We start from the raw sequence: 23,380 nt of genomic DNA, 5'->3' as shown, positions 1-23,380 counted from the left end.
CGCCGATTACGCCGGTCTAAGACTGCCATGCCGACGGCCATCGGTTGGCATCGGCATGGAGGTGCCGCGGCTCCGCGACGTCCGGAGGGTGTCCGGGCCGAGCAGCGGCGCCCAGTCGCCGGGGGCGGCGTCCGTCCAGCGGGCGAGCAGCGCGGCGACGGCGGGGAACGCGCGGCAGTGCGCGGCGAGGGCCCGGTCGAAGCGCCGGACGCCGTCGGGCGTACGCGCGCACAGGACGCCGACCCGGTGCACGAGGTCCCGGGTGCGCGCCTCGCTGCGCCGCCCCGCGCCCTCGGCGGCGGCCGCCAGGAGCGCCTCCAGGACGGTGAACTCCCCCGTTTCGGCCTCGTACCGCTCGTGCTCCAGGAGTACGTCGAGCAGCTCGGCGCGCAGGTGCCGGGAGGCACCGGTGCCGGGCGCCGCGAGCACCGGCGCCAGGGCGCGGCGCACGGGCGCGGGGCGGCCCCTGATCAGGCCGGCGACCAGCGGGTGCAGGACCGCCCTGGCCGCCGGTCCGTCCTCGAACCGGCGGTCGACGAAGGCGGCCACGTGCCCGGCGCCGTCGGGGTGGCGGCCCGCGTAGTCGCGCACGAGGGCCGCGATCCTGCGGGCGAGTGCGGGGGTGTCGACCTCGGCGAGCGCCCGCAGCGCGGCGGCCGGTTCCTCACCGGCGCCCCGCAGCCGGGTGCGGAAGGCGCCGAGGACCTGCTCGGGGTGGCTGCCGAGCGCCTCGGCGAGGGCGGCCGCCGGCACCCGGGGCTCGGCCAGGGCCCGGGGCAGATGGCGGGCCCTGGTGTGCGGGTCGCGGACCAGCAGGCCCAGGGCGGCACCGTGGAGCGACCGGTCGCCGGGGCGGGCGAGCAGCGCGAGGGCCGCGTAGCGCAGCAGCTCCCGGTCGGCGGAGGTGCCCGCGTGGTCGGCGACCAGCTGCCCGTAGGCGGCGGCCGCCACCCTCCGCTCCGGACGTCCGTCGTCGTGGGCCCAGCGGTCCACCGCCCGGCAGACGGCCGCCGGCTCGTCCTCGGCGAGAACCGCCAGGAGCCCGTCGGCCAGCGGGTGCGCGGTGGCGACCAGCGCCTCGCACAGGTCGTCGACGGCCGGCCCCCTCCGCGTGTGCAGCAGCGCCTGCGCCGTCGTCGCCACGGTGGCCCCCGGCGGGCCCGGCACCGGCCGCTCGTCCCCGAACCACCGGCACAGCAGCGGCTGCACCCCGCGGGGGTCGGCCACGAGCATCCCCGCCACCACCTCGAGGGCCCGCTCCTCACCACGGGCCCCGCCGTCCGGGGCGTCCGCGGCGGCGCGCTCACGCGTCGGGGCCGCGTCGACGCGGTCCCGCGGGGCGTCGGCCGCGGGATGGGGCGGCGGGTCGGCCGGGACGAGGCGGCGCAGCAGGTCGATGCGCTCGTCCTCGCCGAGCGGCAGGTTCTGCCAGAACCCCGGCCCGAAGGGGGCGAGGGCCGCGGGCCGTCCGGGCCGGGCTCCGACGCGGTCGGCGAGCAGCCGCAGGACGGGCAGGTACGGCCGGGGGTCGGGCAACCGCCGCACGCTCTCGCCGAGCAGCCGGGCGGCCCACCAGGGACCGTCCCCGCCGGGGTCCTCGTCCGGGCCCGCGTCGGCGAAGCGCGCCAGCGACTCGACGAGCGCGGCGAGCCGGGGCGCGAGCCCGGCCGGTCCGCGCTCCCGGTGGAGCAGCAGCAGGGCCTGGAGGACCGGCCCGATGCGGTGCGGCGGCACGGGCGGGTGCCCGGCCGCTCCCGCCGGGGGCACACCGTCCCGCTGCCGGGGAACGGTGGACGGGCCCGGGGCGGCCACCGTGCCCGGCGTGACGGGCGCGTGCGGCGAGGTCACCGGGCCCGGGGTGACGGGCGCGTGCGGCGAGGTCACCGGGCCCGGGGTGACGGGCGAGTGCGGTGTGGTCACCGGGCCCGGGGCGGCCGAGGCGGTGGCCGCGGTGAGGGCCGGCGCGGCCCGGCGGGCGGGATGGGCGGTCGCGGGGGCGGACGGGTCGTCGTGGTGGCGGTGGACGAGGGAGTGGAGGGCGGCGTCGAGGTCGAGGTGGGCGGCCTGGACCCAGTCGGCGAGTTCCTCGTGGGCGAAGCGGTAGCCGGAGCCGGCGGGGACGAGGAGGCCTTCGGTGAGGACTGCGGAGGCCCAGCCCTCCCGCCAGGGGAAGAGCTCCTCGAAGGAGTCGCGGTCGAGGAGCCCGTGTCCGGGGCCGAGACAGCGACGGGCCGCCTCGTGGACCTGGCCGGTGACGCGCGCGGCGAGACGGCGTACGGCCGTGCCGCGCAGGAGGGGCCGGGAGCCCGCGGCGATCCGGACGGCCACGCGGAGGCACAGGAGGTCCAGGTAGGCGGTGAAGATCTCCTCGCGGCCCGGCCGTCCGGGGGCCCCGCCGGGCAGGGCCGCGCGGACCTCGGCGAGCAGCCGGAGGGCGAGCGGGTGCCGGGCGTCCGCCTCGGCGAGGTCCGTCTCGTCGAGCCCGTACCCCCCGCGTACGTCCCTGGCCTCGCTCTCGGAGTACGCGCCGAGGGTGACGGCGGCGGGCGGTCCGTCGCCCGGGGCTCCCGGCGGACGGTGGAGGGCGTCGGGGCCGTAGAGGGCGCCCGCCTGTTCCCAGTGCTCCGGGCGGCAGGCGGTGACGAGCCGGGTGTGGTGGGCGCGGAGCCACCGCTCGGTGGCGGCGGTCCAGTCGGCGAGGCGGTGGGCGAGGCGCGGGGGCATCTCCTCGGGGCCGTCGAGGAGGACGAGGAGGGGGCGGCCGGCGTCCCGGGCGAGGGCGGCGGCGCGCTCGGGGGTGGCGGTCGTGGTGTCGCCGAGTGCCCCGGAGGCGGCGACGATGCGCCCCGCCTGGTGGAGGGCGCGGCCGACGGCGTCGGCGAGGGAGTGGTCGTCGGCGCGCAGGTCGGCGCCGCGCAGCCGGACGGTGGGGGCGGGCTCCTCGCCGCGGGCCCGGTGGGCACAGAGCGAGGCGAGGGCGGTGGTACGGCCGGTTCCGGGGCCGCCGACCAGAGCGAGCACAGGCGCGTCGCCGACCGTGAAGCGGGCGAACTCGCGGGCGCAGTCGGGGCGTTCGACGGGTTCGGGCCAGGGTCCGGTCTCGCCGACGGGGCCGGTGGAGGTGGCGGTGAGTTCGAGGACGCCGGCGAGGTTGAGGTCGGGACCGTAGGCGGGGACGGTGGCGGCGTTGCGGCGCAGCAGGGCGGTGAGGGGGCCGTCGGGCCGGAGCGGCACCGCGTATCCGGCGGCCTGGCGGTCGCCGTGCAGGGCGGTGCCGAGGACGGCGAGGACGGTGCCGGTGGTGGTGTCGAGGACGGGGCCGCCGGCGGCCTGGCCGCCGAGTCTGAGCGCCTCGGCGCCCTCGGTGCCGATGGCGAGTTCGAGGGCGTCGTCGAGGGCGTGGAAGCGGTCGGTGGCGGTGTACGTGACGGTGGCGGGGCCGAGGACGCGTGCCTCGCGCCAGCCGTGGGCGGCGATCCGCACGTACGTCCCCGGTTCGATCTCCGCGCGGGTCGCGAGCGGCAGCGGGCGCCCGCCGAGCCCTTCGGTGCGGACGAGGGCGAGGCCGCTCTCGGGCAGCGGGGTGACGGCCTCGGCCTCGGCGAGCCAGGTGCGGTCGCCGGGGGCGTGCAGGACGACACGGCTGAGCCCGTCGACGGCTTCGTGACTGGTGACGACCGTTCCGTGGTGGTCGGCGAGGAATCCGGTGCCGCGCGGCCGGCCCGCCGGATCGCAGATCCGCACCAGCGTCGCCAGGTCCCCGCGTCCCATGGTGACGACGGTAGGCCGCCGGTGATCACCGCACGACGCTCGGCGGGAAACGCGCCCCCTGACACTCCCCCGTTCACTCCGAGCGCCTCCCCGTTGGGGTGAATTTCCTGGGCTCGGGCGGACAGTGACTTCCTGGGGGGAAGCCGGGGGAACGACGTGGGGCGGGCCCGCGCGACGCGTGCCCGCCCCACCGGGGGTCCGGACGTGCTCAGCCGAAGACGGCCAGGCTCTTCGCCTTGCCCCGCTGGTCCTCGACCAGCGCGAGCAGCGTGCCGTCGGGTCCGAAGACCGCGACGGGCCCCTTCGGGTACTCCGGCATCTCCAGGCGGACGCCGTTGAGCAGCAGCTTGGCCCGCTTCTCGTCGACGTCCCAGCGGGGGAACGCCGCCGTGGCCGCGTCGGCGACCGGCATGACCGTGAGCTCCTCCTGGAGCTGGTCCAGGGTCCTGGCCGCGTCCAGCTTGTACGGCCCGACCCGGGTGCGGCGCAGCGCGGTCAGGTGGCCGCCCACGCCGAGTCCGGCACCGAGGTCCCGGGCGAGCGCCCGGATGTACGTACCGGAGGAGCAGACGACCGAGACGACGAGGTCGACGACGGGCGTGCCGTCCTCGGCCACGGCCTCCCGGACGTCGTACACCCGGAAGGAGGAGACGGTGACCGGGCGGGCCGGGATCTCGAACTCCTCGCCGCCGCGCACGCGCGCGTACGACCGCTTGCCGTCGATCTTGATCGCGGAGACCTTCGACGGCACCTGCATGATGGCGCCGGTCAGCTCGGCGACGCCCGCGTCGATGCCCTCTCGGGTCACCCCGGAGGCGTCCACGGAGGCGGTGATCTCGCCCTCGGCGTCGTCGGTGATCGTCGTCTGGCCCAGGCGGATGGTGCCCAGGTACTCCTTCTCGGTCAGCGCGAGGTGACCGAGGAGCTTGGTCGCCCGCTCCACGCCGAGGACGAGGACGCCGGTGGCCATGGGGTCGAGCGTGCCGGCGTGGCCGACGCGGCGGGTCCTGGCGATCCCCCGCATCTTGGCCACGACGTCGTGCGAAGTGAAGCCCGACGGCTTGTCGACGATGACAAGGCCGTCGGGCGTCTTGGCTGCGGTGCTCATTCGGCGGCTTCGTCCTCGCCCGGCTTCTTGTAGGGGTCGGCTTCGCCGGCGAAGGAGGCGCCCGAGGAGGCCTCCCGCACCTGGGCGTCCGAGGCCCGTGCCTTGTCGAGGAGGTCCTCGATCGTCTTGGCGTTCTCCGGGAGGGCGTCGGCCACGAAGGTCAGGGTGGGGGTGAACTTGGTCCCCGCCGCCCGGCCCACGGCCGAACGGAGGATGCCCTTGGCGCTCTCCAGACCGGCCGCGGCGCTCGCCCGCTCCTCGTCGTCGCCGTAGACCGTGTAGAAGACCGTGGCCTCCCGCAGGTCACCGGTGACGCGGGTGTCCGTGATGGTCACGTGCGTACCCAGGCGGGGGTCCTTGATGCCGCGCTGCAGCTTCTCGGCGACCACCTCCCGGATGAGGTCCGCCAGCTTCTTCGCCCGCGCGTTGTCGGCCACTGGTCCTTCTCCTTCTTTGCCTTGCTCAATCAGTCTTCATCAGTGTGGAGCCTGCGGCGCACCGACAGCAGCTCCACCTCGGGACGCGCGGCGACGAGCCGCTCACAGCGGTCGAGCACGTCCGACACGAATCCGTGGTCCCCGGACACCAGCGCGACGCCCAGCCGGGCCCTGCGGTGGAGGTCCTGGTCGCCCACCTCGGCCGCGCTCACGGAGAACTTGCGCTGGAGCTCGGCGACGATGGGCCGGACGACGGAGCGTTTCTCCTTCAGCGAATGAACGTCGCCGAGGAGCAGATCGAAGGACAGAGTCCCCACGTACATGCGGTGCCGGATGTCCCGCCGGTTCGGGTTCGGTGGCCTGCCGGGCCGTCGCTCGGCAGGGACACCAGAACCGTACACGCAACGGCCGGGGCCGATCGACGGAATAACTTCCGCCGACCGGCCCCGACTCAGTGCTGCGATCGGACGCGATCAGGCGCGCGGCTTCTCGCGCATCTCGTACGTCGCGATGACGTCGTCGATCTTGATGTCGTTGAAGTTTCCGAGGTTGATACCGCCCTCGAAGCCTTCGCGGATCTCGGTGACGTCGTCCTTGAAGCGGCGCAGACCGTGGATCGTGAGGTCCTCGGCGATGACCTTGCCGTCGCGGACGAGGCGCGCCTTGGTGTTGCGCTTGACCTCGCCGGAGCGGATGAGGACACCGGCGATGTTGCCCAGCTTGGACGAGCGGAAGACCTCGCGGATCTCCGCCGTACCGAGCTCGACCTCTTCGTACTCCGGCTTGAGGAGACCCTTCAGGGCCGCCTCGATCTCCTCGATGGCCTGGTAGATCACCGAGTAGTACCGGACGTCGACGCCCTCGCGCTCCGCCATCTGCGCGGCACGGCCGGCCGCACGGACGTTGTAGCCGATGACGATGGCGTCGGAGCCCATCGCCAGGTCGATGTCGGACTCGGTGACCGCACCCACACCGCGGTGCAGGACCCGGATGTCGACCTCTTCACCGACGTCGAGCTGGAGCAGCGAGGCTTCGAGGGCCTCGACCGCACCGGACGCGTCGCCCTTGATGATGAGGTTGAGTTCCTGGACCAGACCGGCCTTGAGCACCTTGTCGAGGTCCTCGAGGGACACCCGGCGGACGCGCTTGGCGAAGGCGGCGTTGCGCTCACGCGCAGCGCGCTTCTCGGCGATCTGGCGGGCCGTACGGTCCTCGTCGACCACCAGGAGGTTGTCGCCGGCACCCGGCACGTTGGTGAGACCGAGCACCAGGACGGGAGTCGACGGGGTCGCCTCCTCGACGTTGTTGCCCTTGTCGTCGAGCATCGCCCGGACGCGGCCGTACGCGTCGCCGACCACCACGGTGTCGCCGATGCGCAGCGTTCCGCGCTGGACCAGGACGGTCGAGACGGCACCGCGACCGCGGTCGAGGTGGGACTCGATCGCAATACCCTGCGCGTCCTGGTTCGGGTTGGCCCGCAGGTCGAGCGAGGCGTCGGCGGTGAGGACGACGGCCTCCAGCAGGGAGTCGATGTGCAGACCCTGCTTGGCGGAGATGTCGACGAACATCGTGTCGCCGCCGTACTCCTCGGCCACCAGACCGAACTCGGTCAGCTGACCGCGGACCTTGGTCGGGTCGGCACCCTCGACGTCGATCTTGTTGACCGCGACGACGATCGGGACGCCGGCGGCCTTGGCGTGGTTGAGCGCCTCGATCGTCTGCGGCATGACGCCGTCGTTGGCCGCGACCACGAGGATCGCGATGTCGGTCGACTTCGCACCACGGGCACGCATGGCGGTGAACGCCTCGTGACCCGGGGTGTCGATGAAGGTGATGCGACGCTCTTCGCCGTTGACCTCGGTACCCACCTGGTAGGCACCGATGTGCTGGGTGATGCCACCGGCCTCGCCCGCGACGACGTTCGTCTTGCGGATCGCGTCGAGCAGTCGGGTCTTACCGTGGTCGACGTGACCCATGACGGTGACGACCGGCGGACGGGAGACCAGAGCCTCTTCGCCGCCCTCGTCCTCGCCGAACTCGATGTCGAAGGACTCGAGGAGCTCGCGGTCCTCCTCCTCCGGGCTGACGATCTGGACGACGTAGTTCATCTCGTCGCCGAGCATCTGCAGCGTGTCGTCGGAGACCGACTGCGTGGCCGTGACCATCTCGCCGAGGTTCATCATCACCGCGACGAGCGACGCCGGGTTGGCGCCGATCTTCTCGGCGAAGTCGGTGAGGGACGCACCGCGCGACAGGCGAATGGTGTCGCCGTTGCCGCGAGGCAGCATCACGCCGCCCACGGACGGGGCCTGCATGGCCTCGTACTCCTGGCGCCTCTGACGCTTCGACTTGCGACCACGACGCGCGGGACCGCCGGGGCGACCGAAGGCGCCCTGCGTGCCACCACGGGCACCCGGACCGCCGGGACGGCCACCGAAGCCACCGGGACGACCGCCGAAGCCGCCGCCACCGCCGCCGGGACCACCCGGACGACCGCCGCCGCCACCGGGACCACCGGGACGGCCGGCGAAGCCGCCACCGCCGCCGCCGGGACCGGCCGGACGACCGGCGAAGCCGGGACGACCGCCACCGCCGCCGCCGGGACCACCCGGACGACCGCCGGGGCCACCGGGACCACGACCGCCAGGACCGGGACGCGGGCCGGCAGCGGGACGCTGCGGCATCATGCCCGGGTTCGGACGGTTACCGCCGGGCGCGCCGCCCGGACGGGGAGCCTGCGGACGCGGCATGCCACCGGGGGTGGGACGCGCGCCGCCCTGGCCCTGCGGACGCGGGGCGCCACCGGGGCCACCCTGCGGACGCGGAGCGCCCGGAACGGCGCCGGGGCCGCCCTGCGGACGCGGGGCGCCGCCACCGGGACGGGGCGACTGCGGTCGCGCCATGCCGGTGGAGCCACCCGAGGTGAACGGGTTGTTGCCCGGACGCGGGCCGGCCGGACGGGCACCGCCCGGACGGGGGGCCTGCTGGCCGCCGGGGCGCGGAGCACCCTGGCCCTGCGGGCGGGGGGACTGCTGACCCGGACGGGCGGGACGCTCGCCGGTGGGGCGGGGTCCCTGCGCGGCGCCACCGGGACGCTGACCGGCGGCGGGAGCCGACGGAGGCGCGGTGAACTCGGGGGCGGCCGGAGCCGGCGTGACCGGCTTGGGGGCGGGCTTCGGGCCCGGGCGGGGGCCCGAGGCGGCCGGAGCCGGAGAGGGGGTGCTGCTCGCGGGCGCGGCCGGAGTGACCGGAGCCGGCGCCGCGGGCGCGGCGGGGGCCGGCTTGGGGGCCGGGGCGCCGGGCTTGGGGGCAGCGGGACGTGCCGCGGCGGCCGGAGACGGCGCCGCGGGGGAGGGCGCCGCCTTGCGGGGCGCGCCGGGCTTGGCAGCGGTCTTGCCGGCGTTGCCGCCGGGACCCTGCAAAGCGTCAGTCAACTTGCGCACGACCGGCGCCTCGATCGTCGAGGACGCCGAACGGACGAACTCACCGAGTTCTTGGAGCTTGGCCATGACGACCTTGCTCTCCACACCGAACTCCTTGGCGAGTTCGTATACCCGGACCTTAGCCACTTCGCTCCTTTTAGGTCCGGATTACCGCCGGACCGTCGCTACTTCATGGGCGTACTCATCGCGTACTCATCGAGTGCTCATCGCAATCTCGACCTACTTCCAACTCGCGAGGTACCTGACCGCACGGTGATCCGTGCCGTACTTCTTCACTGCGGTGCCGACCGCTCGACGTGGTGACGCAGTTCCGTCGTGTCGAGCGGGCCCTGGACCTTGAAGGCCCTCGGGAACGCCCGGCGGCGGACCGCAAGGTCGAGACAGACCACGGCGGGGTGCACGTACGCACCCCGGCCGGGCAGCGTACCGCGATCATCCGGAACACACTCGTCCTTGATCACCACGATCCGCAGCAGATCGCTCTTGGCCGCTCGCTCCCGACATCCCACACAGGTTCGTTCAGGGCATACGCGGGCTTGCGTCCGGCCAGACACGATTAAGTCTACCTCCCCGTACCGACCCCACCCGTTCGGGGCAAGAATCGAACAGTTGTTGGCCAAAAACGATCTCAGTCCTGCGGGCCGGCCGGCTCCGTGTCGGGACGGATGTCGATCCGCCAGCCGGTGAGGCGGGCGGCGAGGCGGGCGTTCTGGCCCTCCTTGCCGATCGCCAGCGACAGCTGGTAGTCCGGCACCGTCACCCGGGCGGACCGGGCGGCCATGTCCACGACCTCGACCTTGGAGACCCGCGCCGGGGAGAGCGCGTTCGCCACCATCTCGGCCGGGTCGTCCGACCAGTCGACGATGTCGATCTTCTCGCCGAGCAGCTCCGCCATCACGTTGCGGACGCGGCTGCCCATCGGGCCGATGCAGGCGCCCTTGGGGTTCAGGCCCGAACGGGTGGACCGCACGGCGATCTTGGTGCGGTGACCGGCCTCACGGGCGATCGCCGCGATCTCGACCGAGCCGTCGGCGATCTCCGGCACCTCGAGGGCGAAGAGCTTCTTCACCAGATTGGGGTGGGTGCGCGAAAGGGTGACGGACGGACCGCGGACACCCTTGGCCACCCGGACGACGTACGTCCGCAGGCGCAGACCGTGCGTGTAGTCCTCGCCCGGCACCTGCTCCTGGACCGGGAGAATGGCCTCCAGCTTGTCGTCCAGACGGACCAGGACGTTCTTCGGGTCCTTGCCCTGCTGCACCACGCCGGCGACGACATCGCCCTCGCGGCGGGCGTACTCGCCGAAGGTCACGTCGTTCTCGGCGTCGCGCAGCCGCTGCTGGATGACCTGGCGCGCGGTGCTCGCCGCGATCCGGCCGAAGTCCGACGGCGTGTCGTCGAAGTCCTTGGGCTCCTGGCCCTCCTCCAGCTCGGAGGGGTCCTCCTTCGCCCACACGGTCACGTGGCCGGTGGCCCGGTTCAGCTCCACGCGCGCGTGGCGGCGGGCGTCGGGAGTGCGGTGGTACGCGATGAGGAGGGCCGACTCGATCGCCTCGACCAGCAGGTCGAAGGAGATCTCCTTCTCATGCGCCAAGCCCTTGAGAAGCTTCACGTCGATGTCCACGGCTACGCCTCCTCTTCCTTCTTGTCCTTGCGGTTGAACTCGATCTCGACACGCGCCTTGGCGATGTCGGCGAACGCGACCCGGCGGGCGGTGGGCTTGCGCCCCTTCACGCCCGGCACCTCGAGGTCGAGGCCGTCCTCGTCCACGGCCAGGATCCGGGCGACGACGTCGCCCTCCTCGGCCAGCTGGAACCTGGCGAGGCGGCCGGTGGCACGCACGTAGTGGCGGTGCTCGGTCAGGGGGCGCTCGGCGCCGGGGGAACTGACCTCGAGGACGTACTCGCCGTCGCCCATCGCGTCGGTCTCGTCGAGCTTCTCGGAGATCTCGCGGCTCAGCTCGGCGCAGACGTCCAGCTCCACGCCCTCGTCCGAGTCGACGACGATCCGCAGCAGTCCGCGGCGGCCGGCCCGGGACACCTCGATCTCTTCCAGATCCAGGTCCTTCGCGGCGACGAGCGGCTCCACGAGTCCGCGCAGCCTGTCGCTCTGGGTGGTGCTCATCCGGGTGACTCCTCGGCCGCGTGTGCTGTTGTGGGTTCGTCGCGTGTCAGACCAAAGGGTATCCGGTCCCGGAGGGTGTTGCCGTCCACCGCCCCGGGGCCCGCGGGTACGCTCGCCTGCGGTGATCTCGACGATCTTCGACGACGGACGACAGCCGAGGGAGAAGGCGTGACGACGACGGGCAGGCGCGCGCTCCTGGTGGCGGGCGCGGCGGCGGGCGCGGCGGCCCTCGCGGGCTGCGACTCCCCCTCGGACGGCGGTACGCGGCAGCCGACCGCCGCCGAACGGGAGGCCGAACGGGTGGCACGCGCCGAGGCGGCGCTGCGGCTGCGCTCGGTGACCTCCGCCCGGGCCCTGCTGGAACGTTACGACGCCGTCCTCGCCGCGCACCCCGCCCTCACGCCCCGCCTGACACCGCTGCGGCGCTCGGCGGCGGCCCACGCGGAGGCGCTCGGCGAGGGCGGGACGACCGTGACCCCCGCGACGGCCGCCGTCTCCCCGCCCGCCGGCACGTCCGCGAGCCCGTCCCCCGCGCCCGCCGGCACGTCCGCGAGCCCGTCCCCCGCGCCCGCCGGCCCGCCGGTGCCGGCCGACCCCCGGGCGGCCCTGAAGGAGCTCGCCGCCGCCGCCCGGACGGCCTCCGACCGGCACACGGCCGCGCTGCTCGCGGCCCCGCCCGAGTACGCCCGGCTGCTCGCCTCGGTGGCCGCCGCGGGCGCCGCGCACGCCTACCTGCTGACCGAAGGAGCCCGGGCATGACCGCCCTCGACGCGGCCCAGGCCGCCCTGGCCGCCGAACACGCGGCGGTCTACGGGTACGGGGTCGTCGGCGGCCGGATCGGCACCGAGCGGCGCCCCGAGGCCACGGCGGCGTACGAGGCCCACCGGGCGCGACGCGACGCGCTGCGCCGCACCGTCCGCGACCTGGGCGGCACGCCGGTGGCCTCGGAGGCCGCGTACGCGCTGCCGTTCCCCGTCGGGGACCCGGCCGGCGCCGTACGCCTGGCCGCGGTCCTGGAGGACCGGGTGGCCGGGGTGTACTCCGACCTCGTGCGGGCAGCCGAGGGCCGACTGCGCCACGAGGCGGCCGCCGCGCTCCGGGAGGCGGCGGTACGGGCCGTCCGCTGGCGCGGCAGCGACGTAACCTTTCCTGGGCTCGCCGAGCGGGTGTGAGTCCGGCCCCGACCGAAGGAACGACGTACGCATGGGTTTCGAACCGCCGCAGCGACTCGTCAGGACGCTCGGCGAGACGTACGGGGACGCCGCGGCGGCCGAGTGGCTCGGAAAGCTGCCCGGACTCGCCGACGAGGCGCTCGACCACGCCTCCCTCGACGCCGAACGGGTGATGGCCCCCGGCGGACGGAGCAGCCTCGTGGTCCTCGTCCGACGGTCCGACGGCACCCCCGCCGCACTCAAGATCGCGCCCCCGTTCACCCGGCCCGACCTGGAGCGGGACGCGCTGGCCCACTGGAACGGCTGGGGCGCGGTCCAGCTCCTCGACGGGGCCGGGGCGGGCGCGCTCGTCCTCGAACGGCTGCATCCCGAGGTCTCGCTGCGCTCCCTGCCCGAGGCCAAGGCGCTCCTGGAGGCGGCCGGGACCGTCCGCAGGCTGTGGGTCGAGCCCCCGGCCGGGCACGTCTTCGAGTCGGTCACCGAGCGCACCGCCCGCCAGGCCGAGGCGATGCGCCCCTACCTGTCCGACGCCCCGACCGCCGACCTGACGGCGGCGGCGCTCTCGGCCCGCGAGGAGCTGGCGTCCGCCTCCCCCGAGTCGCTGCTGCTGCACGGGAACTTCCGCCAGGGCAAGGTGCTCGCCGGCGACCGGGCGCCCTGGCTGGCCGTCGGACCCGAACCGCTGGTCGGCGAGCGGGCCTACGACCTCGCCCGGCTCGTACGGGACCGGGTCGAGGACCTGGTGGCCGCGTCCTCCGGCGCCTCGGCGGCCCGGCGGCGGGTCAACAAGCTGGCCGACTCCCTGGACCTCGACCGGGAGCGGCTGCGGGGCTGGACCCTGTTCCGCGCCGTCGAGTCGGGTACGCGGGCACTGACCGCGGGGCGGCGGCAGGACGCCGAACTGCTCCTCGAGTTCGCGAGCTGGCTGTAGGGGAATACCCTTTTTGTACCGTTCGGCTCAAACCAGGGGGCCGTGATGATCGAAGAGCTGCTGATGGCGGCGGCGGGCGCGTGTGCGGCGGCCGCCGTGTACACCGGTGCGGCGGCGCGGGTGATCAAGCAGTACGAGCGCGGGGTCGTCTTCCGCTTCGGCCGGCTGCGCGAGGGCGTCCGCTCCCCCGGCTTCACGATGATCGTTCCGGTCGTCGACCGCCTGCACAAGGTGAACATGCAGATCGTCACCATGCCCGTGCCGGCGCAGGAGGGCATCACCCGCGACAACGTGACCGTACGCGTCGACGCCGTCGTCTACTTCAAGGTCGTCGACCCCGCCGACGCGCTCGTCCGCGTCGAGGACTACAAGTTCGCCGTCTCCCAGATGGCGCAGACCTCGCTCCGTTCCATCATCGGCAAGAGCGACCTCGACGACCTCCTCTCCAACCGCGAGAAGCTCAACCAGGGTCTCGAGCTCATGCTCGACAGCCCCGCCATGGGCTGGGGCGTCGCCATCGACCGCGTCGAGATCAAGGACGTCTCCCTGCCCGAGACCATGAAGCGCTCCATGGCCCGCCAGGCCGAGGCCGACCGCGAGCGGCGGGCCCGCGTCATCAACGCGGACGCGGAACTCCAGGCCTCCAAGAAGCTCGCCGAGGCGGCGGGCGTCATGTCCGACCAGCCCGCGGCGCTCCAGCTCCGCCTCCTCCAGACCGTCATGGCGGTCTCCGCCGAGAAGAACTCCACCCTCGTCCTCCCCATCCCCGTCGAACTGCTCCGCTTCCTGGAGCGCGCGACGCCGGCGGCCCCCGACGCGGAGGCGGACGCGGCAGCGGCCGCGGAGGCCGCCCGTGCCGCCGCTGCCGGGCCGCCGCCCGTGCCGCCGCTGCCGCCGGGCGAGGCCTATCTGCGCGGGCGCGCCGCCGCCGAGGAAGCCATCGAGGACCTCACCGGATCCTCCGTCGAGCCCACCCCCAAACCCGCCGACGCGTAGCCGCCCCGCGGGGCGGAACCGGCGCGCCGCGCTGCCCGCGCCTGTGTTGCGGGCCCGGCCCGGGCCCGGCCCGGTTGTGGGCGACTCCCACCCCCGTGCCCCGGGTTGTGGGCAGGAGTTCCGCGAGGGAACGGGGGCGGCACCCATCCCCGTGTCCCGGGTTGTGGGCAGGCGTTCCGCGGGGCGGAACGGGTGGGCACAACCCACCACGGCGCCGCACCTCCGGCGCACCGCTCAGGCACGGAAAACCTGGGCCCGGCAAAGGGCGCCGTCCCGTGTGCCCACCCGTCCCGCCCAGCGGGACGATTGCCCACACGGCAGGTGGGTGGGTGGCGGGCGCAGGCCCACGCGGGGCGGGACGAGTGCCCACACGAGGGGTGGGGTGGGGCGGTCGCAGGCCCACACGAGGGGTGTGGGGCGGGCGCAGGCCCGCATGGGGCGGGGCGGGAGCCCGGAGGCGCAGGCCGGGAGGCCGCGGCCCCGGAGCCGGCCACGGAGGGCGGGCTCCGGGGCCGGAGGGTCAGGCGCGGAAGGGCCGGGGCCGGAGGGTCAGGCGTGGAGGGCGGGCGGCGGGGTCAGGCGGTGAGGCGGGTGAGGGCTTCGGCGAGGGTGAGCTCCTCGCGGGCACCGGTGCGGCGGTCCTTGAGTTCGAGGACGCCCTCGGCGGAGCGACGGCCGGCGACGAGGATGTGGGGCACGCCCATGAGCTCCGCGTCGGTGAACTTGACGCCCGGGGAGACGCCGGGACGGTCGTCGACGAGGACGCGGAGACCGGCGGCGGACAGCTTGTCGGAGGCCTCGAGCGCGAGCTCGGTCTGGAGCGCCTTGCCGGCGGCGACGACGTGGACGTCGGCGGGGGCGACCTCGGCGGGCCAGCACAGGCCCTTCTCGTCGGCGGTCTGCTCGGCGAGCGCGGCGACGGCGCGGGAGACGCCGATGCCGTAGGAGCCCATGGTGACGCGGACCGGCTTGCCGTTCTGGCCGAGGACGTCGAGCTTGAGGGCGTCGGCGTACTTGCGGCCGAGCTGGAAGATGTGGCCGATCTCGATGGCGCGGTCCAGCTTGAGGCCGGTGCCGCACTTGGGGCACGGGTCGCCGTCCTGGACGACGACGACGTCGACGTACTCGGTGACCTCGAAGTCGCGGCCCGCGACGACGTTCTTCGCGTGCATCCCGTCCTTGTTGGCGCCCGTGATCCACGCGGTGCCCGGCGCGACGCGGGGGTCGGCGATGTAGGTGACCTTGTCGAGGCCCTGGGGGCCGACGTAGCCGCGGACGAGGTCGGGGCGGGCGGCGAAGTCGGTCTCGGTGACCAGCTCGACGGTGGCCGGGGCGAAGTGCGCCTCGACCTTGTCCATGTCGACCTCGCGGTCGCCGGGGACGCCGACGGCGACGATCTCGCCGTCGACCTTCACGAGGAGGTTCTTCAGGGTGGCCGAGGCCTCGACGCCGAGCGAGGCGGCGAGCGTCTCGATCGTGGGGGTGTCGGGGGTGGGGATCTCCTCGGCGGCGGCGACCGAGGCGGCGTCGACCGGCTTGACCTCCTGGTAGACGGCCTCGGTGTTCGCCGCGAAGTCGCAGTTCGGGCAGTCGGCGAAGGTGTCCTCGCCGGCCTCGGCCGGGGCGAGGAACTCCTCGGACTTGGAGCCGCCCATGGCGCCGGCGGTGGCGGCGCAGATGCGGTAGTCGAGGCCGAGGCGCTCGAAGACGCGCTGGTAGGCCTGGCGGTGCAGGGCGTAGGACCGGGCGAGGCCCTCGTCCTCCGTGTCGAAGGAGTACGAGTCCTTCATCAGGAACTCGCGGCCGCGCAGGATGCCGGCGCGGGGGCGGGCCTCGTCCCGGAACTTCGTCTGGATCTGGTACAGGATGACCGGCAGGTCCTTGTAGGACGAGCACTGGTCCTTGACCAGGAGGGTGAAGATCTCCTCGTGGGTCGGGCCGAGGAGGTAGTCGCCGCCCTTGCGGTCCTGCAGGCGGAACAGCTCGGCGCCGTACTCGTCCCAGCGGCCGGTCGCCTCGTAGGGCTCGCGGGGCAGCAGGGCGGGGAGGGAGACCTCCTGGGCGCCGATGGCGTCCATCTCCTCGCGGACGATGCGCTCGACGTTGGCGAGGACCTTCTTGCCGAGGGGCAGCCAGCTCCAGATGCCGGCGGCGGTGCGGCGGACGTAGCCCGCGCGGACGAGGAGCTTGTGGCTGAGGACCTCGGCGTCGGCCGGGTCGTCGCGCAGCGTCTTCGCCATCAACTGGGACATGCGCTGGACCGGTGCGTTGGCCATGGTTCTCGTACTCCTGCCGGGACTGACGTTGATGGCTAGGAGGTTAGCCGGGCAGCACCGGCGACGAGAAATCAGTTCCGGCGCAGCAGGGGCAGCGGCGCGCCCATGACGGCGTACGGCCGGGCGGCGCTCGGGAAGTGCACCTGACGGGCGAGGTCCCGGTAGCCGAGGGTCCGGTAGAGGCCGCGGGCCGGGGATTCGATGTCGATCGCGGAGAGGATCGAGCGCGGTTGCGCGACCTCGTCGGTGATGGTCGTGATCAGCTCGCGGCCCACGCCCCGGCCCTGGAAGTCCGGGTGGACGTGCAGTTCGGTGATGGCGAAGGAGTCGTCGAGCCAGTCGGCGGTGCCGGTGGCGCGCAGGTACGACTCGACGACGGTGGACCACCAGTGGGTGCGGTCGTTGGGCATGCCGTACACGAAGCCGACGAGCCGCCCCTCGGGCGTGGTGGCCCCGTAGGCGCGGGCGCCGGGGCTGAGCAGGTGGCGCAGCACGATGTGGCGGCGTACGGCGACCTCGCCCGCGTCCAGGCCGAAGGCGATCGCCTGCACGGCGAGGGCCTCGTCCACCCGGGCGGCGAGGTTGACGGGCCCGATCACGACGTCTGCGTCATCCATGCGGCGCACCCTACAAGCGGCCGGGGTCTCAGAACAGCACGCTCATGAAGGCACCGGTCTCGCGGAAGCCGACTCGGCGGTACGCGGCCCTGGCAGGGGTGTTGTAGTCGTTGACGTACAGGCTCACCACGGGGGCGACGTCCGCCAGGGCGTACTGGAGGACGGCGGCCATGCCGGTCTCGGACAGGCCCTTGCCGCGGTGCTCGGGAGCGACCCAGACGCCCTGGATCTGGCAGGCCTGGCGGGTGGCGGCGCCGATCTCGGCCTTGAAGACGACCTTGCCGTCCTCGAAGCGCGCGAAGGAGCGGCCCGCTCCGACGAGCTCGGCGACCCGGGCCTGGTAGAGCAGTCCCCCGTCGTTGGCGAGCGGGGAGACGCCGACCTCCTCGGTGAACATGGCGATGCAGGCGGGCATGATCGCCTCCATCTCGTCCTTGCGGACGCGGCGGACCAGCGGGTCGGGCGTGACGCCGGCGGAGGGTTCCTCGCTGACCATCAGCGGCTGGTGGGCCCTGACGTCCCGCGCGGGGCCCCAGCTGGGTTCGAGGAGCCGCCACAGCGCGGCGGTGGGCTCGGCCGGGCCGACGATCGACGAGCAGCGGCGGCCGATCCGGCGGGCCCGGTCGGCGAACGCGCGGACGGCCTCGGGGGTCGCGCAGATCGGCACCAGGTTGGCGCCGGAGTAGCAGAGCGAGCGCAGTCTTCCCTCGGTGTACCAGCCCCACATCTCGCCGCCGAGCCGCCAGGGATCGAGCCCGGCGACCTGGACGCGCGCGGCCACGAAGGCGTTCTCGACGGGGGCGCTCTCCAGGACGGCGAGCGCGGCGCCGAGGTCGGCGGGTTCGAGGACCCGGGTGGTCGTCTGTGTCAACACGAGGGGGCCTCACGGTGCGATCTGCTGGTCTCCGCACTGTACCCCCGTGCCCTGGGGGAGGGGCCGTCACGCACACGCGAAGCCCCTCCGCCCGGTGGGACGGAGGGGCTTCGCGTACGGGATCCGGTCACCGGGGCGACCGCGGCCCGGGACGAGGAGGACGCCGGTGACGGCGACGGCGACCGCGGACGGCGGCCCGTGAGGTCAGGCGCCGATGGCGACGGTCGGCTCGCCGCTGGCGATGCCGTCCTTCTCCATCTGCTCGGCGATCTTGAGCGCCTCCTCGATGAGGGTCTCGACGATCTTCGACTCGGGGACGGTCTTGATGACCTCGCCCTTCACGAAGATCTGGCCCTTGCCGTTGCCGGAGGCGACGCCGAGGTCGGCCTCGCGGGCCTCGCCGGGGCCGTTGACGACACAGCCCATGACGGCCACGCGCAGCGGGACGGTCATGCCGTCGAGGCCGGCGGTGACCTCCTCGGCGAGCTTGTAGACGTCGACCTGGGCGCGGCCGCAGGACGGGCAGGAGACGATCTCCAGGCGGCGCTGGCGCAGGTTCAGCGACTCCAGGATCTGGATGCCGACCTTGATCTCCTCGGCCGGGGGCGCGGAGAGCGAGACGCGGATGGTGTCGCCGATGCCCTGCGAGAGGAGGGCGCCGAAGGCGACGGCCGACTTGATGGTGCCCTGGAAGGCCGGGCCGGCCTCGGTGACGCCGAGGTGCAGGGGGTAGTCGCACTGGGCGGCGAGCTGGCGGTAGGCCTCGACCATGACGACCGGGTCGTTGTGCTTGACCGAGATCTTGATGTCGCGGAAGCCGTGCTCCTCGAAGAGGGAGGCCTCCCAGAGGGCGGACTCGACGAGGGCCTCGGGGGTGGCCTTGCCGTACTTCTTGAGGAGCCGCGCGTCGAGCGAGCCCGCGTTGACGCCGATGCGGATCGGGGTGCCGGCGTCGGAGGCCGCCTTGGCGATCTCCTTGACCTTGTCGTCGAACTGCTTGATGTTGCCCGGGTTGACCCGGACGGCCGCGCAGCCGGCGTCGATCGCGGCGAAGACGTACTTCGGCTGGAAGTGGATGTCCGCGATGACGGGGATCGACGACTTCCGGGCGATCGTGGCGAGGGCGTCGGCGTCGTCCTGGGTGGGGCACGCGACCCGCACGATCTGGCAGCCGGAGGCGGTGAGCTCGGCGATCTGCTGGAGCGTGGCGCCGATGTCGGACGTGCGGGTCGTGGTCATCGACTGCACGGAGACGGGGGCGTCACCGCCGACGGCCACGCTGCCGACCTGGATCTGACGGCTCTTGCGCCGCTCGGCGAGCCGGGTCGGGACGGTCGGGATACCGAGAGAAATCGCGGTCATCTTCTGTGCAACCTCAAGGTTGTGCGTCGGCGGGCTCAGGTGTCCGAGGTTACCGCCCCGGGGGCGGGGGGCCGGACACCAGCGGGTCCGGCCCCCCTGGGCGCTACGTGATCTTCACCGGGTTGACGATGTCGGCGGCGAGGACGAGCAGGGTGAAGCAGACGAAGACGCCGGCCACCACGTAGGCGGCGGGCATCAGCCTGGCCACGTCGAACGGGCCCGGGTCGGGGCGCCTGAAGATCCGTGCCGTGTGGCGGCGCACGGACTCCCACAGGGCGCCCGCGATGTGGCCGCCGTCGAGCGGCAGCAGCGGGAGCATGTTGAACAGGAACAGCGAGACGTTGAACATGACCAGCAGGTTCATGAACCTCACGAGGATCGTCGTCGGCGGTGCCTCGACGGTCATCAGCTCGCCCGTGATCCTGGCCGCCCCGAGCACGCCCACCGGGGAGTCCTCGGCGCGCTCGCCGTCGCCGAAGGTGGCGTCCCACAGGCCGGGGATCTTGCCCGGCAGCGCGATGACCGAGTGGACGCCGTTCTCCAGGAGGGCGGTCATCTGCTCGGTGCTCTCGCCGAAGCTGAGCGGCGCGACCTCGGACTTCGGCTGGAAGCCGAGGTAGCCGGCCTTGACGTACTCGACGGGCCGGACGACGTTGCCGTCGGAGTCCTTCTTCTCGACCTCGTTGGAGACGAGGGTGGGGTGGAGGTCGACCCGCTGTCCGGCCCGCTCGACGGTGAGGGTGGCGGGGCCGATGGGGGCGTTGCGGATGCTCTCGGAGAGGGCGTCCCAGTCGCCGACCGCCTGACCGTTCAGGGCGAGGATCTTGTCCCCGTCCTTCAGGCCGGACGCGAACGCCGGGGAGACCGGGTCGCCGGCCCGGCACTCCTTGCGCTCGTCGCTGACCTTGAGGACGCACTTCTGGACGCCCGCGACCTCGGTCGTCGGGCCCGCGATCCCCAGCGTCATCATCGAGCCGAAGAACAGCGCCGCCGCAAGGACCAGGTTCATGAACGGTCCCGCGAACATCACGATGACGCGCTTCCAGGGCTTGCGCGTGTAGAAGAGCCGGGTCTCGTCGCCGGGCTGGAGCTCCTCGTACGAGGCCTCCCGGGCGTCCTCGATCATGGAGCGCCAGGGCGAGGTGGAGCGGGCCTCGATCTTGCCGTCCTCGCCGGGCGGGAACATGCCGATCATGCGGATGTAGCCGCCGGCCGGGATCGCCTTGATCCCGTACTCGGTCTCGCCGCGCTTCTTCGACCAGATGGTGGGGCCGAAGCCGACCATGTACTGCGGCACGCGGATGCCGAAGAGCTTGGCCGTGGACAGGTGGCCGAGCTCGTGCCACGCGATGGAGACGAGGAGGCCGAGGGCGAACAGCACGATACCCAGGGCGTACAGGAGCATTTCGGTCATGCGCGGGCCTCCGCTGTTGCCTTCGCTGCGAGCTCTCGGGCCCGGGCCCGTGCCCAGGTCTCCGCTTCGAGGACGTCCGACACGGTCAGCGAGGTTCCCCGGGCGGGGTTCCCGTGCTCCGTGACGACCGCAGTGACGGTATCCATGATTCCGTTGAACGGCAGCCGTCCGGCGAGAAACGCCTCGACGCACTCCTCGTTCGCCGCGTTGAAGACGGCGGGGGCGGTGCCGCCCAGGGTGCCGACGTGCCTGGCCAGGCCGACGGACGGGAAGGCCTCGGTGTCGAGCGGGAAGAACTCCCAGGTGGAGGCCTTGGTCCAGTCGAAGGCCGGCGCCGCGTCGGGGACCCGCTCCGGCCAGCCGATGCCGATGGCGATCGGGCCGCGCATGTCCGGCGGGGTGGCCTGGGCCAGCGTGGAGCCGTCGGAGAACTCGACCATCGAGTGGACGTACGACTGGGGGTGGACGACGACCTCGATGCGGTCGAAGGGGATGTCGTAGAGCAGGTGGGCCTCGATGACCTCCAGGCCCTTGTTCACCAGGGTGGCGCTGTTGACGGTGATCACCGGGCCCATCGCCCAGGTCGGGTGGGCCAGCGCGTCCTCGCGGGTGACGCCGGCCAGCTGCTCCCTGGTCCGGCCGCGGAAAGGGCCGCCGGAGGCCGTGACGACCAGCTTGCGGACGTCGGCGCGGGTGCCGGCGGCGAGGGCCTGGAAGAGGGCCGCGTGCTCGGAGTCGACCGGGATGATCTGGCCGGGCTTGGCGAGCGCCTTCACCAGCGGGCCGCCGACGATCAGCGACTCCTTGTTGGCGAGCGCGAGGGTGCGGCCGGCCTCGAGGGCGGCGAGGGTCGGCGCGAGGCCGATGGAGCCGGTGATGCCGTTGAGCACCGTGTGGCACGGGGAGGCGGCCAGCCGCGTGGCGGCGTCCGGCCCCGCCAGGAGCTCGGGCAGCGGCTCGGAGCCGTACAGCGCCGTCAGCGCCTCGCGCAGCTCCGGCAGCGCCTCCTCGCGGGCGACGGCGACCGCGTCGACCCTCAGCCGGTGGGCCTGCTCGGCGAGCAGGCCCACCCGGCCTCCGGAGGCTGCCAGGGCCGTGACCCGGAAGCGGTCGGGGTTGCGCAGCACCAGGTCGATGGCCTGGGTGCCGATGGACCCGGTCGAGCCGAGGACGACGATGTCCCGGCGTCCTTCGGACACGTCGAAGGCGATGTGCGGGTCGGCGAGAGGGGAGGGGCGGTCGCTCATGCCCCCCATTCTTGCCGCAAAGACCGTGCGGTCTTCACGCGGTGCGGGCGAACCCCTCGAAGACCCGGTGGAAGTCGGGGAACGTCTTCCTCACACAGCCGGGGTCGTCGAACGTGATGCCGGGCGTGCGGAGCGCCGTGACGGCGAAGGACATGACGATCCGGTGGTCGCCGTGGGTGGCGATCTCAGCCGGTCCCGCCGGGCTCCCGGGGAGGATCTCGATCCAGTCGGGACCCGTGCGCACGGTGACGCCGAGGCGGCGGAGGTTCTCGGCGCAGGCGTCGAGCCGGTCGCACTCCTTGACCCGGGTGTTCGCCACGTCCTCGATCCGGACCGGTCCGTCCGCGAAGGGCGCGATGGCGGCGAGCGTCGGCATGGTGTCCGAGATGTCCCGCATGTTGACCGTCAGGCCGCGCAGGGTGCCGGTGGACCGCACGGTGGTGGCCGAGTCGGTGACCTCGACGTCGGCGCCCATCCGGCGCAGTACGTCGACGAACGCCAGGTCGCCCTGGAGGGCGCCGGTGCCGAGACCGGGGACGGTGACCGAGCGGCCCGGTTCGAGCGCGGCCGCCGCGAAGAAGTAGCCGGCGGTGGAGGCGTCGGGCTCGATGCCGTACGTCCTCGCCCGGTAGCCGGTGGGGGCGACCCGGTACGTACGTCCCTCCCCGCCGTCCTCCCGGGTGACCTCCGCGCCGAAGCTCCGCATCATGGCCAGGGTGATCTCGACGTACGGCTCCGAGACCAGGTCCGTGACGGTGATGTCGAGGCCCTCGGCGGTGAGCGGGCCCAGCATGAGCAGCGCCGTCAGGTACTGGGAGGACTGCCCCGCGTCCAGCGTGAGCGCGCCGCCCTTCACCCCCTGGGCGTGGACGCTCAGCGGATGGTGCCCCTCCTCCCCGCCGTGCCGCAGATCGACCCCGAGGCCGCGCAGGGCCCGCGTCAGCGGAGCGAGCGGCCGACGCCGCATCTGCGCGGAGGCGTCGAAACGGTAGGTGCCGTGGCCCGCGGCGGCCAGGGTGGGCAGGAAGCGGGCCGTGGTGGCGCCGTCCCTGCAGTACACGTCCGCCTCCGCCGCCCCCGGTCCCGCGGGGCGGCCCTCGATGTGCCAGGCGTCGGCCTCGCGGCGGACCGCGTAGCCGAGAGCGGTGAGGCCCTCGGCGAAGCCCTCGGTGTCGTCGGAGACCAGCGGCCTCAGAAGGGTGGTGGTGCCCTCCGCGGCAGCCGCGAGGAAGAGCGCGCGGGCGGTGACGGACTTGGATCCGGGGATGTCTATGACGGTCACCCACCCATCCTGCCGTGCGCCGCCGCCCGGGCGAGGCGGGGTCCGGAACGTGGACGGCGCGGGGCGCGGCGCCGCCGGATGGTGCCGCGTGGGCCCGCGCCGGCGTGAGCCTGCGCCCGGCGGTGACCCGGGCTCGCGGGGGCCTGGGCCCGCGGGGGCCTGGGCTCGCGTGGGCTTGGGCCTGCCGCCGTGTGGGCCCGCGCCCGTAGTCGTGCGGGCCGTCGCCTTCGCCCCGCCCGCCGTGTGGGCAATCGTCCCGCTGGGCGGGACGGGTGGGCACACGGGACGGCGCCCTCGGCGGCGCCTCCGCCCCTTGTGCCCTGGCC

General features: G+C 73.7%; 19 protein-coding genes. 4 read left to right on the top strand and 15 right to left on the bottom strand.

Annotation, left to right across the window (positions count from 1 at the left end):
• Nucleotides 1–6 precede the first annotated feature (6 nt).
• The 8 genes from AC067A_RS35210 to rimP all read right to left on the bottom strand — a co-directional run bounded on the left by AC067A_RS35210 (nucleotide 7) and on the right by rimP (nucleotide 10,883).
• Nucleotides 7–3,771 carry a trypsin-like peptidase domain-containing protein gene (locus tag AC067A_RS35210; RefSeq protein WP_479247382.1) on the bottom strand — a complete coding sequence of 1,255 codons (3,765 nt, stop codon included), beginning with the start codon at nucleotides 3,769–3,771 and terminating at the stop codon, nucleotides 7–9.
• A 208-nt stretch (nucleotides 3,772–3,979) separates the two neighbouring features.
• On the bottom strand, nucleotides 3,980–4,879 hold the full coding sequence (gene truB, locus AC067A_RS35205; RefSeq protein WP_479247381.1) for a tRNA pseudouridine(55) synthase TruB: 900 nt from the start codon (nucleotides 4,877–4,879) through the stop codon (nucleotides 3,980–3,982).
• Nucleotides 4,876–5,316, bottom strand: a complete 441-nt coding sequence (gene rbfA, locus AC067A_RS35200; protein WP_365225781.1) for a 30S ribosome-binding factor RbfA — start codon at nucleotides 5,314–5,316, stop codon at nucleotides 4,876–4,878. The genes truB and rbfA overlap by 4 nt, the downstream gene beginning before the upstream one ends.
• 29 nt (nucleotides 5,317–5,345) lie before the next feature.
• The gene (locus tag AC067A_RS35195) at nucleotides 5,346–5,639 is read right to left on the bottom strand and encodes a DUF503 domain-containing protein (RefSeq protein ID WP_017235865.1); all 294 of its coding nucleotides are present in this window, start codon (nucleotides 5,637–5,639) and stop codon (nucleotides 5,346–5,348) included.
• 150 nt (nucleotides 5,640–5,789) lie between these two features.
• Nucleotides 5,790–8,885: a translation initiation factor IF-2 gene (infB, locus tag AC067A_RS35190; RefSeq protein ID WP_479247379.1), complete on the bottom strand. Its 3,096-nt coding sequence runs from the start codon at nucleotides 8,883–8,885 to the stop codon at nucleotides 5,790–5,792.
• Nucleotides 8,886–9,031: 146 nt separating this feature from the next.
• Entirely contained in the window at nucleotides 9,032–9,313 is a 282-nt protein-coding gene (locus AC067A_RS35185) for a YlxR family protein (RefSeq protein WP_479247377.1), read from the bottom strand.
• Between the two features lie 74 nt (nucleotides 9,314–9,387).
• Nucleotides 9,388–10,383, bottom strand: a complete 996-nt coding sequence (gene nusA, locus AC067A_RS35180; RefSeq protein ID WP_479247376.1) for a transcription termination factor NusA — start codon at nucleotides 10,381–10,383, stop codon at nucleotides 9,388–9,390.
• Between the two features lie 2 nt (nucleotides 10,384–10,385).
• Nucleotides 10,386–10,883 carry a ribosome maturation factor RimP gene (gene rimP, locus AC067A_RS35175; RefSeq protein ID WP_479247374.1) on the bottom strand — a complete coding sequence of 166 codons (498 nt, stop codon included), beginning with the start codon at nucleotides 10,881–10,883 and terminating at the stop codon, nucleotides 10,386–10,388.
• 168 nt (nucleotides 10,884–11,051) lie between these two features.
• Between rimP and AC067A_RS35170 the strand changes: the two genes are divergently transcribed.
• Genes AC067A_RS35170 through AC067A_RS35155 form a run of 4 tightly spaced genes read left to right on the top strand, consistent with a single transcriptional unit; the run spans nucleotide 11,052 to nucleotide 13,982 of the window.
• Nucleotides 11,052–11,642 carry a hypothetical protein gene (locus tag AC067A_RS35170; protein ID WP_479247373.1) on the top strand — a complete coding sequence of 197 codons (591 nt, stop codon included), beginning with the start codon at nucleotides 11,052–11,054 and terminating at the stop codon, nucleotides 11,640–11,642.
• A complete protein-coding gene (locus AC067A_RS35165) occupies nucleotides 11,639–12,055 on the top strand; it encodes a ferritin-like domain-containing protein (protein ID WP_479247372.1) in 417 nt (138 codons plus the stop codon). Before AC067A_RS35170 ends, AC067A_RS35165 begins: the two co-directional genes overlap by 4 nt.
• A gap of 31 nt (nucleotides 12,056–12,086) precedes the next feature.
• A complete protein-coding gene (locus tag AC067A_RS35160) occupies nucleotides 12,087–12,986 on the top strand; it encodes an aminoglycoside phosphotransferase family protein (RefSeq protein WP_479247370.1) in 900 nt (299 codons plus the stop codon).
• A gap of 45 nt (nucleotides 12,987–13,031) precedes the next feature.
• On the top strand, nucleotides 13,032–13,982 hold the full coding sequence (locus AC067A_RS35155; RefSeq protein WP_479247369.1) for a slipin family protein: 951 nt from the start codon (nucleotides 13,032–13,034) through the stop codon (nucleotides 13,980–13,982).
• A 575-nt stretch (nucleotides 13,983–14,557) separates the two neighbouring features.
• Here the strand turns inward: AC067A_RS35155 and AC067A_RS35150 are convergent.
• From AC067A_RS35150 to aroA, 7 genes are all read right to left on the bottom strand, one after another.
• Entirely contained in the window at nucleotides 14,558–16,258 is a 1,701-nt protein-coding gene (locus AC067A_RS35150; RefSeq protein ID WP_479247367.1) for a proline--tRNA ligase, read from the bottom strand.
• A 71-nt stretch (nucleotides 16,259–16,329) separates the two neighbouring features.
• Nucleotides 16,330–16,875, bottom strand: coding sequence for a GNAT family N-acetyltransferase (locus AC067A_RS35145; protein ID WP_479247366.1), 546 nt, complete (start codon nucleotides 16,873–16,875; stop codon nucleotides 16,330–16,332).
• A 28-nt stretch (nucleotides 16,876–16,903) separates the two neighbouring features.
• The gene (locus AC067A_RS35140) at nucleotides 16,904–17,749 is read right to left on the bottom strand and encodes a GNAT family N-acetyltransferase (RefSeq protein ID WP_479247364.1); all 846 of its coding nucleotides are present in this window, start codon (nucleotides 17,747–17,749) and stop codon (nucleotides 16,904–16,906) included.
• 204 nt (nucleotides 17,750–17,953) lie between these two features.
• Nucleotides 17,954–19,111: a flavodoxin-dependent (E)-4-hydroxy-3-methylbut-2-enyl-diphosphate synthase gene (gene ispG, locus AC067A_RS35135; RefSeq protein ID WP_479247363.1), complete on the bottom strand. Its 1,158-nt coding sequence runs from the start codon at nucleotides 19,109–19,111 to the stop codon at nucleotides 17,954–17,956.
• Nucleotides 19,112–19,214: 103 nt separating this feature from the next.
• Entirely contained in the window at nucleotides 19,215–20,525 is a 1,311-nt protein-coding gene (locus AC067A_RS35130) for a M50 family metallopeptidase (protein WP_479247361.1), read from the bottom strand.
• Nucleotides 20,522–21,772 carry a 1-deoxy-D-xylulose-5-phosphate reductoisomerase gene (dxr, locus tag AC067A_RS35125; protein ID WP_479247359.1) on the bottom strand — a complete coding sequence of 417 codons (1,251 nt, stop codon included), beginning with the start codon at nucleotides 21,770–21,772 and terminating at the stop codon, nucleotides 20,522–20,524. The genes AC067A_RS35130 and dxr overlap by 4 nt, the downstream gene beginning before the upstream one ends.
• Before the next feature lie 34 nt (nucleotides 21,773–21,806).
• Nucleotides 21,807–23,054, bottom strand: coding sequence for a 3-phosphoshikimate 1-carboxyvinyltransferase (aroA, locus tag AC067A_RS35120; RefSeq protein WP_479247358.1), 1,248 nt, complete (start codon nucleotides 23,052–23,054; stop codon nucleotides 21,807–21,809).
• Nucleotides 23,055–23,380 lie beyond the last annotated feature (326 nt).

The organism is Streptomyces sp. NPDC043176 (assembly GCF_056436715.1).
The sequence above is the reverse complement of the archived record's forward strand: the minus strand, read 5'-3'. Positions and strand labels throughout refer to the sequence as shown.

Bases quoted from the DNA above. Each gene is read 5' to 3' on its own strand.
- AC067A_RS35210 (WP_479247382.1), bottom strand. From the start codon at position 3,771: ATGGGACGCGGGGACCTGGCGACGCTGGTGCGGATCTGCGATCCGGCG.
- truB (WP_479247381.1), bottom strand. From the start codon at position 4,879: ATGAGCACCGCAGCCAAGACGCCCGACGGCCTTGTCATCGTCGACAAG.
- AC067A_RS35195 (WP_017235865.1), bottom strand. From the start codon at position 5,639: ATGTACGTGGGGACTCTGTCCTTCGATCTGCTCCTCGGCGACGTTCAT.
- rimP (WP_479247374.1), bottom strand. From the start codon at position 10,883: ATGAGCACCACCCAGAGCGACAGGCTGCGCGGACTCGTGGAGCCGCTC.
- AC067A_RS35165 (WP_479247372.1), top strand. From the start codon at position 11,639: ATGACCGCCCTCGACGCGGCCCAGGCCGCCCTGGCCGCCGAACACGCG.
- AC067A_RS35160 (WP_479247370.1), top strand. From the start codon at position 12,087: ATGGGTTTCGAACCGCCGCAGCGACTCGTCAGGACGCTCGGCGAGACG.
- AC067A_RS35155 (WP_479247369.1), top strand. From the start codon at position 13,032: ATGATCGAAGAGCTGCTGATGGCGGCGGCGGGCGCGTGTGCGGCGGCC.
- AC067A_RS35150 (WP_479247367.1), bottom strand. From the start codon at position 16,258: ATGGCCAACGCACCGGTCCAGCGCATGTCCCAGTTGATGGCGAAGACG.
- AC067A_RS35145 (WP_479247366.1), bottom strand. From the start codon at position 16,875: ATGGATGACGCAGACGTCGTGATCGGGCCCGTCAACCTCGCCGCCCGG.
- ispG (WP_479247363.1), bottom strand. From the start codon at position 19,111: ATGACCGCGATTTCTCTCGGTATCCCGACCGTCCCGACCCGGCTCGCC.
- AC067A_RS35130 (WP_479247361.1), bottom strand. From the start codon at position 20,525: ATGACCGAAATGCTCCTGTACGCCCTGGGTATCGTGCTGTTCGCCCTC.
- dxr (WP_479247359.1), bottom strand. From the start codon at position 21,772: ATGAGCGACCGCCCCTCCCCTCTCGCCGACCCGCACATCGCCTTCGAC.